At 56.6% G+C, this 10268-nt stretch carries 14 protein-coding genes; 7 read left to right on the top strand and 7 right to left on the bottom strand.

Features of this window, described 5'->3' with window-relative positions; translation table 11 throughout:
• Window positions 1–124: 124 nt before the first annotated feature.
• Together HY298_03655 and HY298_03650 are read right to left on the bottom strand one after the other, a co-directional pair.
• Window positions 125–832 (bottom strand): hypothetical protein, encoded by a 708-nt coding sequence (locus HY298_03655; protein MBI3849378.1) that lies wholly within the window; start codon window positions 830–832, stop codon window positions 125–127.
• 16 nt (window positions 833–848) lie between these two features.
• A complete protein-coding gene (locus tag HY298_03650; GenBank protein MBI3849377.1) occupies window positions 849–3053 on the bottom strand; it encodes a peptidylprolyl isomerase in 2205 nt (734 codons plus the stop codon).
• A 160-nt stretch (window positions 3054–3213) separates the two neighbouring features.
• On the opposite strand from HY298_03650, the gene HY298_03645 reads away from it, so the two are divergent.
• Together HY298_03645 and thrH are read left to right on the top strand one after the other, a co-directional pair.
• Window positions 3214–3450, top strand: a complete 237-nt coding sequence (locus tag HY298_03645) for a hypothetical protein (protein MBI3849376.1) — start codon at window positions 3214–3216, stop codon at window positions 3448–3450.
• The gene (gene thrH / locus HY298_03640; protein MBI3849375.1) at window positions 3419–4159 is read left to right on the top strand and encodes a bifunctional phosphoserine phosphatase/homoserine phosphotransferase ThrH; all 741 of its coding nucleotides are present in this window, start codon (window positions 3419–3421) and stop codon (window positions 4157–4159) included. The genes HY298_03645 and thrH overlap by 32 nt, the downstream gene beginning before the upstream one ends.
• A 27-nt stretch (window positions 4160–4186) precedes the next feature.
• Here thrH and HY298_03635 read toward each other — a convergent pair whose 3' ends face one another.
• From HY298_03635 to HY298_03625, 3 genes are read right to left on the bottom strand one after another with little or no spacing between them, the layout of a single operon-like run.
• Complete coding sequence (locus tag HY298_03635) at window positions 4187–4447, bottom strand: hypothetical protein (protein MBI3849374.1); 261 nt, start codon at window positions 4445–4447, stop codon at window positions 4187–4189.
• Window positions 4428–4634: a hypothetical protein gene (locus tag HY298_03630; GenBank protein MBI3849373.1), complete on the bottom strand. Its 207-nt coding sequence runs from the start codon at window positions 4632–4634 to the stop codon at window positions 4428–4430. Before HY298_03630 ends, HY298_03635 begins: the two co-directional genes overlap by 20 nt.
• 9 nt (window positions 4635–4643) lie before the next feature.
• Window positions 4644–4907, bottom strand: a complete 264-nt coding sequence (locus HY298_03625; GenBank protein MBI3849372.1) for a hypothetical protein — start codon at window positions 4905–4907, stop codon at window positions 4644–4646.
• A 16-nt stretch (window positions 4908–4923) separates the two neighbouring features.
• Between HY298_03625 and HY298_03620 the strand changes: the two genes are divergently transcribed.
• Window positions 4924–5061 (top strand): hypothetical protein, encoded by a 138-nt coding sequence (locus tag HY298_03620; protein ID MBI3849371.1) that lies wholly within the window; start codon window positions 4924–4926, stop codon window positions 5059–5061.
• A gap of 157 nt (window positions 5062–5218) precedes the next feature.
• Window positions 5219–5509, top strand: coding sequence for a hypothetical protein (locus tag HY298_03615; GenBank protein MBI3849370.1), 291 nt, complete (start codon window positions 5219–5221; stop codon window positions 5507–5509).
• A gap of 55 nt (window positions 5510–5564) precedes the next feature.
• On the opposite strand, the gene HY298_03610 is transcribed toward HY298_03615, so the two are convergent.
• Together HY298_03610 and plsY are read right to left on the bottom strand one after the other, a co-directional pair.
• The gene (locus tag HY298_03610; GenBank protein ID MBI3849369.1) at window positions 5565–6545 is read right to left on the bottom strand and encodes an NAD(P)-dependent glycerol-3-phosphate dehydrogenase; all 981 of its coding nucleotides are present in this window, start codon (window positions 6543–6545) and stop codon (window positions 5565–5567) included.
• Window positions 6542–7168 carry a glycerol-3-phosphate 1-O-acyltransferase PlsY gene (plsY, locus tag HY298_03605; GenBank protein MBI3849368.1) on the bottom strand — a complete coding sequence of 209 codons (627 nt, stop codon included), beginning with the start codon at window positions 7166–7168 and terminating at the stop codon, window positions 6542–6544. Before plsY ends, HY298_03610 begins: the two co-directional genes overlap by 4 nt.
• Before the next feature lie 373 nt (window positions 7169–7541).
• Between plsY and HY298_03600 the strand changes: the two genes are divergently transcribed.
• The 3 genes from HY298_03600 to lpxB are packed head-to-tail and all read left to right on the top strand — an operon-like array spanning window position 7542 to window position 10225.
• Entirely contained in the window at window positions 7542–8582 is a 1041-nt protein-coding gene (locus tag HY298_03600) for a Gfo/Idh/MocA family oxidoreductase (protein MBI3849367.1), read from the top strand.
• A 4-nt stretch (window positions 8583–8586) separates the two neighbouring features.
• Complete coding sequence (locus HY298_03595; GenBank protein ID MBI3849366.1) at window positions 8587–8967, top strand: hypothetical protein; 381 nt, start codon at window positions 8587–8589, stop codon at window positions 8965–8967.
• Window positions 8968–9010: 43 nt separating this feature from the next.
• Window positions 9011–10225 (top strand): lipid-A-disaccharide synthase, encoded by a 1215-nt coding sequence (gene lpxB / locus HY298_03590; GenBank protein MBI3849365.1) that lies wholly within the window; start codon window positions 9011–9013, stop codon window positions 10223–10225.
• The last annotated feature ends 43 nt before the right edge of the window (window positions 10226–10268 follow it).

Genomic DNA, 10268 nt, shown 5'->3' with positions numbered 1-10268 from the left:
GCCAAAATTAATTTCCGGATTGCCCCTCACCCCTTCCCTCTCCCCATCCGATGGGGAGAGGGTGGTCGAAGACCGGGTGAGGGGTCTGCATGTTTCCATCCGGAAGTTTATTTTGGCAACCGCTCTATTCGGGATTGTCTTTGAGCCAGACTTGCATCGCCTGTTCCCACTGGGCCCAATCCGTGCCGTAATCTTTCTCGAGGTATAGCTCCAGGAAATCCTTGGCCTCCTCCGCGCCCGGATGTTCCGGGGTGCGGGCGATCTCCAGCAACGTCGGCAGTTTCAGTTCGTTGGGTCGATTCAACAGGTCACTCATCAATGCGTCACGCACTCCTTCGGTGGTTTTGGCATTCGTCAACAACTGGCGCGCCGCGGCATACTGATCGTCGGGCAAAAGATTGGCGATGTGCTCGGCGGCTTCCTCCTGTCCGTCCTCCGGCAATTGTGGCAGCAGCTCCAGCATCTTTTTCGCTTTCTGTGCATCGTCGGAGTTGTCCGTCAGGATGGTGTCGATTTTATTCTCCCATTCCTCCGAGTTGGATGCGGGCGACGGCGCGCCCGCCACCGCGACCTGATTCGTCTTGGTGGATGAGCGGGAAGGGCGGGTTCGGCGGGGCGTCCAGCGGGTGCGATTGGTCGCGAGCAGAGTTGGGCGCGGCGCGGCGGCGACAACATTTGTGACCGGAGGTATTTTCGTATCGCTCGTCGAGGAAACCCCGTCCTCGATCGGAACGGATGACGGTCCGGCTGCAAACCAACCCACGACGGCGCCCACCAACAAGGCGACGAGCAACACCGCGACCACAATCAGCAGTTTTCTTGTTACGCGCATAAAGGATCACAACGCCTCAGGGCGCCGCTTCAAAGCGGACTTCGCCACTCTCCGTCGTTCCCAGAAAATAACCAAAGCCGGCATTTTGTTTCTGTTGCAACGCGCCGATGAACGAAACCTTCCGACCTGTGCCCGGCTCGACAAAACTTCCCTTGAACGCTCCCGAAGTCAACGCGATCGACAAAGTCAATGTGTTGCTGCTGGTGTTCAACACCTTGTTGTCCGCGCCCAAGGTCACGGTGTTCGTCCAGCTTTGCGTCAGGTTGCCGCCGCTCAACACCACCAATCCGTCGGTGAAATTCAGGACGCGCGCGCCGACGGGCACAGTGTAAAGCGAACCTTGAATCATCGGCAGGTTCGTGAAGCCGGCCGGATACAACGACGTCACGGCGGCACTGGTTTTGATCCAATGGCTTTCTCCGTTCAAACTGTCGCTTGCCCGATTGGTAAACGCGATCCAACTCAGCATCGACCCTTTGCCGCGGTAAAGCGAAACGTAAAATGGCCATTCGCCATTCTTCGACAACGATACCTTTTTCTGGGCGATCTTTGTCCCGTCCGCCAGCGCACCTTTCAACGAGATCAAGCCGTTGCCATCCACTGTCACCGTGCCGAAGCCGTCTCCCGCAGGACTGACAGCTCCGTTCGTGCTGCCGGGAATAATCATCGTGTATTTGCCGAGGAAAGGACACGGATTGGTCGTGACGTTAAACACCGCCCGATTGCCTGACAATGGCGACACCCAGACCCCATCACTGACCTGACCCGTGATGTGGTCTGTGCCATTCGTGAGGTCCAATTGCCATTCCACGGCCAATGGACTCAGACCGGCCCGCGCGATGGTATTCATCGCTTTGCCCTGGGAATTGAAGTGGCCGCTGACCGAGTAGCGGCTGCCCTGCATCAACAAGCTGCCGGTGTACGTTCCGAGTCCGGTCAGTTTCAGCGAAAAATAACCGGAGCTTTGGTGCTGCACATTCGTCTCGCTGAACAACCCGTTATAGTTTCCACTCAATGGACCAAACGGGTTTGAGAAGAAAGTGGCGATCAACGTCAGGTTCGATTGCATGACAAACGTCAAAGCCGGTGCGCTTGAAGTCACACCGCCGCTCCAGCCATCAAACAATTGCCCCGCGGCCGGCTTCGCCGTCGCTTTGTAGCTCTTGCCGATCTCCAAGATCTGTCCGTCGGCAATTCCCGTAACGGTGCCGTTGCCGACGATCTGCAACGTCAAGGTCGAAGGCACCACGTAGGTAATCGTTCGGCTGACCGTCGTGGAATGATTGCCGGCCGCATCGATGCTTTCCACCTCCAACGTGTTCGGGCCGGGCACCAGGACCAGGTCGGCGGACCAGTTCGTCGTGCCGGTCGCCACCATCGTGGTGTTGCTGTTCAACCGATACGTCACCAATTGCACGCCGATGTTGTCGCTCGCTTTGCCCGTCGCCGTGACGGTGTTGGTGGTCAGCCGAGCATTGGAGCCAGGGGACGTGATGCTCACCACCGGCGGCAAGACATCCGGCGCATTCGTCGAAGTGATCTGGACCGTGAACAAATCGATGTACCGCGGCGCCGTGGCGCCGCTGTAATTTACAGGTAATTCTCTGAACGTTTGGCCAAACTGGTTGGTGTAAAACCAGCTCATATCCACCACGCCGTTGGTCAGGGCGCGTGGCGGGTTGAACAAGTTCAATACGTTCGTGTCGCCGATCACCCGGCCGAACACGGTAAATCCGCCGTTTTGGCCGTCCAAGATGCTGGAATTATTCGCGAGATTAAAAAAGAAGTGTGAGGTGGCGGAGTTGGGATCGCCCGCCACTTTCGCCATGGCGATGGTGCCATAGGTATTTGAACGCAGTGGCCCGACGCCGAACTCGTTGGTGATTTTCCCAAAACTCGACACGGAGTAAGCCGTTACAAATGGGCTTGAGTCGAGCGGATTAAAAATTTGAAATCCGCCGCCCTGCACGATGAACCCCGGCTCGCACCGATGCAGAAACATGCTTTGATACGCGCCCGACTCCACGTACAGCAGAAAATTCCGCACAGTCACCGGCTTTTCGGAATCGAACAGTTCCACGTCGATATCACCAATGACAGCGATGCCTGCCGTGAGGTGGAACCTCACAACGGTGTTCGTATAGATTTGCGCCTGGAGCCCAGACGATATCCATCCGCAGATGGAAACAGCAGCAAGCAGGACCAGTTTGTTCGTTCGCATAAAAAATCTCCGAAACCAATAGCATATCGCCGGCAAGTTACAACATCGGGTTGTGAATCTTCAGACCCTCGGTCGCTGGCTGTTGAGCGCACGGCGTCCCGACATTGCCCCGCCGGGAGCAGCCCTTGACGAGTGAACGCAAATTGACGAATGTTCCTCCATGAATCTTGAAAGTGTCCGAGAGCGCGTTAAGGAGTTTCGTCCTTTCACATTGGTCACGTCGAGTGGGAACAAGTATCCGGTTCCTCATCCGGATTTCATTTTTTTTACGACGCGTACGGTGGTCGTCGCCACCCAGCGCGGGGATGCCGTCATCATTGATCCGCTTCACATTGTTGGCCTCGAAGACATCCGTGCCCGGAAGAATGGCCGCCACAAACGCAAACAGACGCGCTAAGCGCAACTTGCAAACTAATCTTCCCCGCCACAAATTGTTGCAGTCTGGATTGAGAGCAAGCCGCTCGACAACGTCGGTCAGTACTGGAAGTATCCCCGCCGTGAAACAATCCATCGTCACTCTGGACATGGAGGGAGTGCTCACTCCGGAAATCTGGATTGCCGTTGCCGAGAAAACCAAGATTCCGGAGTTGCGTCGCACCACGCGCGATGAACCGGATTACGACAAGCTCATGCGCGGCCGGCTCGCCATTCTCGATCAGCATGGATTGAAGCTCTCGGACATTCAGCGCGTCATTGGCGCGCTCCAACCGCTGCCGGGCGGGAAGGAATTTCTCGATGAACTGCGTTGCATCGTGCAGGTCATCATTCTCTCGGACACGTTCGAGCAGTTCGCCACACCACTGCTCCAGAAACTTGGCTGGCCCACGCTGCTTTGCCACCGGTTGGTCGTGGAGAACGACCGCATCGTGAATTACCAGTTGCGCATCCGCGAGCAGAAGCGCGAAGCGGTGGCGGCCTTCCGGCGGATGAATTACCACGTCATCAGCGCAGGCGATTCCTACAACGACACCGCCATGCTCGCCGAGGCCAACATGGGATTCCTGATCCACGCGCCGGAAAACGTGAAGCAACAATTCCCGCAATTCAAACCCGTGGAATCGCACGCGGAGTTGTTGAAGGAAATCAAAGCGGCGATCGCCGGCTGAGGGCCCTGCAAATCGCCTCCTCTACCGTTATTTCAGTTTCTTCGATTCTTTCGCCAGTGGAAGCTGGCGCTCGAATTTCAGCAGGGCGTTTTCTAAACGGAGCACGAGCTTCTCGCGTTCATGCCGTTCTTCTTCGCGTAGGCTGCGCAACTCGACGGCCAATTCGCGAACCGCGTCGCTGGTTTCGTGGAGTTCTTTCCGAAGCGCAGCGATGTCTTCCTTGTTCTGTTGCACGTCGCGGAGCAGAAAGACAACCTGGTAAAGCAATTCAATGGCTGGCTTTAACATCGCGCAGGATTTCCCAAGTCTGGTCAAGATTTTGGCGGGTGGAAATCTGCAAGCGGCGGATTTCCGCATCTGTCTTTTTCATGCTCTTGCGGATTTCCTTCATCTCGCCAACGCACTCTTCGATGGCTTCGGCGAATTTCGCGTCCTGCGCCCTCGTGCCGTTGGCCGATGCTGCTTTCGTTGCCATGGCCAAAGTTTACCCTTTCGTCTTCCGATTGCAATGCGGTAATTCAAGCACGGTCTGCACGGATGGCGGACGAATCGTTTCGCGGCTGACTCTCACCGGCGAAACCATCAGGCCGTCCTTCGCGAGCACGGATTTCACCACCGGCACGTCGCCATTCTCCAATTTCACGACCCGCACCGTGCCGTCCGGCATGCGCCGGGAGTCGAACGTGGAACGTGGTGGAAATAGTTCCTCGCAAACCATGCGCCCTTCTTCGTCCGTTGTTACTTTCATGTTCGGATTATCCCACGTGTCTGGTTGTTTTCAAGCGAAGGTTTGCCGCTCCAGCCCCTTTCCGGAGAACGTGAAGCAACAATTTCCGCAATTCAAACCCGTGGAATCACACGCGGAGTTGTTGAAGGAAATCAAGAAGGCGATGGTCGGCTGAAGGTGTGGCTTCCACCTTTGCTTGAAGACGGTCGCCGGCCATAATAGTTGAGAACGGTGTTAGACAACCGATTGCGCCGAGAATAATCTCGGTCTGTGAAAACGGATGCGCGGAAGAACTCGCCGTCTGTTCACTTTTGGGCGGCATTGACTCGATTGTGAACTTGAGCACTCGCAAATTAATCAAGACCGCGCTGATTGCCTCAGCAGTGACGGAGTTGCTGGTCTGCGGATCATTGTGCATCAGCAAAGCCGGAGTCGGGAGGCTGGTTTTTTCGTTGGGCCACTTTCCGGGTATTTATCTGGCAACTCAGTGGCCCGAGGTGTTGGAACAGACTTGGACTACATTTTTTGTTTCTATTCTGTGCACAAATCTGTTTCTGCTTTTCCTGCTCTATCTGGTGGGACTCTTAATCTGGAAGCGTAACTATGGAACGCCGGACGTCTAACTTGAGGATCGGCGGAAGTCGGTTCCCTTCGCCATCCCGCAACTGAACGTTTCGCTCAGTCCTCCGCCTTCGACTCCCGCGCCGTCAAATCGCGCAAGGCCTGACCGGCATTCTTGTCTTCATACAGGACCGCATAGACTTCGTCGATGATCGGCGTGCTGATGCGAAGTCTCCGCGCCAGTTCAAACGCCGACCGCGCCGTTGGATAACCTTCCGCCACGGTGATCACACTGTTCAGAATGTCCGCCGGTTTTTCACCTTTGCCAAGCCGCTCGCCAAATCCGCGATTGCGACTGAGCCGGGAGAAGCAAGTCACGGTCAAGTCACCCAACCCACTAAGGCCTGCAAACGTTTCCGCCTGCGCGCCACAAGCGACACCCAGCCGGCGCATCTCCACGATGCCGCGCGTCAGCAGCGCCGCTTTGGAATTGTCGCCAAACCCCAACCCGTCGGAAACTCCCGCGGCGATGGCAATGACATTTTTCAACGCGCCGCCCAGTTCAACACCCAGCAGATCGCTGCTCGTGTAAACGCGAAACGCCGGGCGGTGAAACAGTTCCTGTGCGAGCAACGCGGTGGCCGCATCGTCGCTCGCCGCAACAATCGCCGTCGGCATCCCACGAGCGACTTCCAAAGCAAACGTCGGCCCGGAAAGCGCGGCGACTTTCGCGCGTGGCGCATTTGCTCGAAGCACACCGCACATCGTCAGTCCCGTCTGATGCTCGATGCCTTTGGTCACGCTCACTACCACGCCGCGAAAACCCGACAGCGCGCGGGTCACTTCGCGGAACGCCTTCGAGGGAACGGCGACGACGATGCATTCGGTCTGTTCGATGACGCGGGTCAGGTCAGCTTCCAATCTCCAGTCCTTCGGCAAATCAATGCCAGGAAGATAACGCTCGTTGCGCCCGGTCTTTCGCAAATCCTCCAGATGCTCCGGGTCGTGTCCCCAAAGGGTGATTGCATGATCGCCTTGATGGAGAAGCCGGGCGAGTGCTGTTCCCCACGCGCCCGCGCCGAGTACCGTGACCTTCATTTCGCAGCCCCCGATGCCGGCGGTTTTTTGCCGAAGCGTCGCTCGGTGCCATTGAGCAACCTTTTAATGTTTTCCCTGTGCTTCACGATGGCGAGCAAACCAATCGCCGTGGTGACGATTCCCAAGGTGACACTGTCCTTCGTGAACCAGACCGCCGTGGGCAACGCCACCGCTGAGGCGATGGACGCGATCGAGACGTAACGTGTCAGTGCAAAGAGAATAATCCATGCGCCCAGCGCAATGCCTGCCGCCAGCGGCGCGAGCGCAAAGTAAACACCCCCACTCGTGGCGATGCCTTTGCCGCCTTTGAACTTCAGCCAGCAGGTGTAGTTGTGACCGAGCACCGCCGCGATGCCCGCAATGATGCGATGCGTTTCAGCTTCGGAATCCGGCACGCTCAACCATCTCAGCAACACATCACAAAGCCACGCGGAGGCGGCAAACCCTTTTAATCCGTCCGCCACCAAAACAAACACTCCCGCCGGCTTGCCGAGAAACCGGAACACATTCGTCGCGCCGATGTTGCCACTGCCGACCGTGCGAATGTCAATGCCCTTGGCACAACCCATGAGATAACCCGTCGGAATCGAGCCGAGCAAATACGCAGCGACGGCCACGACAATGTAGGCGACAAAATCCACCCGCTGACGTTACAAGTTCGCGGTTCAAAGTTCAAAGTTCAAAGTTGCCTGTAGCCGCCGAGGTAACGAGGCGGACACTTAGTAACGATGCAGTTGAACCCGCCCCTCACCCCGTCCCTCTCCCCGTCCGACGGGGAGAGGGTGAAACTCCGGCCACGTTGCGGCAAAACACCGAACCGTGAGTGTCGTCCATACGCGCGAAAATGTTCCCTCTCCCCATCCGATGGGGAGAGGTGAGGGTGAGGGGTTCGTCGGTCTGCATCGTGATGGCTTAGCGCAACGATGACTCCGCCTCGTGACCTCGGTGGCTACGCCACCCTTGTCAGTCCTCCCTCTTCAGTGGCAAACTCTGGTCGTGGCCACAACTCAGAAAATCAAAGTCGCCGTGCTGGGTGTCGGTTCGCTTGGCAAAGAACACGCCCGCCTCTACGCGGACCTGGCGGCTGCCGGCGAGGTGGAATTCACCGGCGCCTTTGATACGAACCCTGAAGCCGCCTCCAGGATCGCCAGAAAATATTCCGTGCGCACATTCAGTTCCGTCGCCGAGGCCGCCTCATCCAGCGACGCGCTCAGCGTGGTCACGCCCACACCCACTCACTTCGAACTGGCAAAAACGATTCTTCAGCAAGGCAAGCATGTCCTCGTCGAAAAACCGATGACCGACAACACCACGCAGGCGGCGGAACTGGTTCAACTCGCCCAACAGAAGAATTGCGTGCTCCAGGTCGGTCACGTCGAACGGTTCAATCCGGTTTTCAAATATCTCCAAACCGTCGCCACGGAGCCGCGTTTCATTGAAACGCATCGGCTATCGCCCTATCCCGCACGCAGCATCGACATCGGCGTGGTGCTCGACTTGATGATCCACGACCTCGACGTCGTCCTCGCCTTTGTGAAATCGCCCGTGACGAGCGTCGATGCCGTGGGCATTCCGGTGCTCAGCGCGACCGAGGACATCGCCAACGCGCGATTGCGTTTCGCCAATGGCTGCGTTGCCAACCTCACCGCCAGCCGCGTCAGCCCGGATAAGATGCGCAAGATCCGCGTCTTCAGTGGCGGCGCGATGACCAGTTACGTCTCGCTCGATTACCGCGCGCAGGAGGGTTTCATCTACCGCATCGCCCGCGACGACGAGGAGAAAAGCTCGCTGCTGAAAAAAATCATGGCCGCGAAACTCGGCGTCGGCAAAGACTCCACGATCGTGAGCGAATTTGGCGGCAAACGCATCGTGCGCCAGCCGGTGCCCATCGAAAAAGATGAACCGCTCAAATTGGAGCTGCAAGATTTCGTGGACTGTGTTCGCGCCCACCAAACGCCGCTGGTCAGCGGCGAATCGGCCAAGCGCGCGCTGGATTTGGCGCTGGAGATTACGCGGCAGATTCTCAAACCCAACTGAAACCATGAAAATCATTTGTTTCCTCGGTGGCATGTTAGTAGGCGGAGCCTTGGTGTATTTGGTCATTGAAAAGAAAGTTCTTTTACCGAGCATCTATAATAGTGCAGCGGCTCATGCAGCAGCTTATCACCGCATTCTCGCATATACTCGGGAAGGGAAAACCAACGACGCAATCGATTCACTGGAGAGTGAGTTAGATGGAGAACTCCTTCATTTCTTCAACTATGACAAGAATCAACCCAGAATTGATCCAATGCAGTTCAGAATCATTTCAAGAATTGCAACCTACCGGCAAACGCATCCTCACAAGACTGAATCAAAAGAAGTGGATGCAGCCGTTCAGAAAGTTTTAGCCATGCCCGCCCCGCAATTGAATTCCCCCTGAAGTATTATCCGACCCACAGAACCTCGCCATTGAAAACTTAATCGTGAAGCCGAATCAATTCATGCTCATCGCCGGTGAAACCAGCGGTGACTTGCTCGCGGCAGAACTGGTGCGCGCGCTGAAGCAATCGCCGCAATTGCAGGCCATGCCGTTTCCGTCGGAGTTTTTCGGCGCGGGGGGGTCACAGTTGGCCGCGGCGGGCGTGGAACTGGCATTCGACCTGACCCAACATTCAGTCATCGGCATTTCGGATGTGGTGAAGAAATATTGGGAGTTCAAGCGGTTCTTCGACCGGCTTGTCCATCTCGCCATTGAGCGCAAACCGGACGTCATCATCTGCGTGGACTTCCAAGCGTTCAATCGCCGCTTTGCTCATGCGGTCAGGAAATACCTCCGCGCCCGGCAAGCCACCTTCAACAATTGGAATCCGAAGATCATTCAATACGTTTCGCCGCAAGTCTGGGCCTCACGTCCCGGCCGCGCCCGCCAACTCGCTGAGGATGTGCATCTGCTCTTGAGCATTATTCCGTTTGAGAAAGACTGGTATGCCGGGCGCGTGCCAAAGCTGCGCGTGGAATTTGTCGGGCATCCGATGGTGGAAAGAATGCAAAATGCAAAATGCAAAATGCAAAATGCAAAAGTCGCCCCCGTGGTGTTGCTTTTGCCCGGCAGTCGCAAAAGCGAATTGCAAAGGCATTTGCCCGTGATGATCGAGGCAGCACGAATTATTAAAGCCCGTCATCACACTAATTTCCGCTTGATCTTGCCGAACTTCGAGTTGTGCGCGATGGCGCAAGGAATGGCGGGAATAAAAGTGAGACGTGAACTGGCTGAACCAGTTCTAGACTTGAACGCTCATCCGTTTATCAAGTGTAGAGTTGGCGATGTTGGACAAGCGCTCAGCGAAGCCGACCTCGCCATCGCCTCCACCGGCACGGTCACGTTGGAGTGCGCTTGCTTCGGCGTGCCGACGGTGGCGATCTACAAGGCCGCGTGGAGCGATTACTTCATCGCCAAACAAATCGTCACGGTGAAACATCTCGCCATGCCTAACCTGCTGGCGAACGAAACTATTTATCCCGAATTGATTCAAGGCGCAGCCACACCGGAGAACATCGCCCGTGAAGCTCTTGACTTGTTGAGCAACGCCGAGCGCGTTCGCGCGGTGAAATCGAAACTGGCGACGGTCGTGAAATCGCTCGGCGAGCCGGGCGCGAGTCGCCGCGCGGCGGAGGCGGTGTTGAGTTTGTTAAGGTAGCCAAAGTGCAGCACCGCTTGCGCTGCCCAATCAAAATAATGTT

The sequence above is a fragment of the Verrucomicrobiota bacterium genome (assembly GCA_016200005.1).
Taxonomy (GTDB): domain Bacteria; phylum Verrucomicrobiota; class Verrucomicrobiia; order Limisphaerales; family PALSA-1396; genus PALSA-1396.
Note: the sequence above shows the minus strand (reverse complement) of the source record. Positions and strands in the feature narration are given on the sequence as shown.

Coding starts and splice junctions, on each gene's coding strand:
- HY298_03630 (MBI3849373.1), bottom strand. CDS start 4,634: ATGGCAACGAAAGCAGCATCGGCCAACGGCACGAGGGCGCAGGACGCG.
- HY298_03650 (MBI3849377.1), bottom strand. CDS start 3,053: ATGCGAACGAACAAACTGGTCCTGCTTGCTGCTGTTTCCATCTGCGGA.
- HY298_03625 (MBI3849372.1), bottom strand. CDS start 4,907: ATGAAAGTAACAACGGACGAAGAAGGGCGCATGGTTTGCGAGGAACTA.
- HY298_03635 (MBI3849374.1), bottom strand. CDS start 4,447: ATGTTAAAGCCAGCCATTGAATTGCTTTACCAGGTTGTCTTTCTGCTC.
- HY298_03645 (MBI3849376.1), top strand. CDS start 3,214: ATGAATCTTGAAAGTGTCCGAGAGCGCGTTAAGGAGTTTCGTCCTTTC.
- HY298_03595 (MBI3849366.1), top strand. CDS start 8,587: ATGAAAATCATTTGTTTCCTCGGTGGCATGTTAGTAGGCGGAGCCTTG.
- thrH (MBI3849375.1), top strand. CDS start 3,419: ATGGCCGCCACAAACGCAAACAGACGCGCTAAGCGCAACTTGCAAACT.
- HY298_03655 (MBI3849378.1), bottom strand. CDS start 832: ATGCGCGTAACAAGAAAACTGCTGATTGTGGTCGCGGTGTTGCTCGTC.
- HY298_03610 (MBI3849369.1), bottom strand. CDS start 6,545: ATGAAGGTCACGGTACTCGGCGCGGGCGCGTGGGGAACAGCACTCGCC.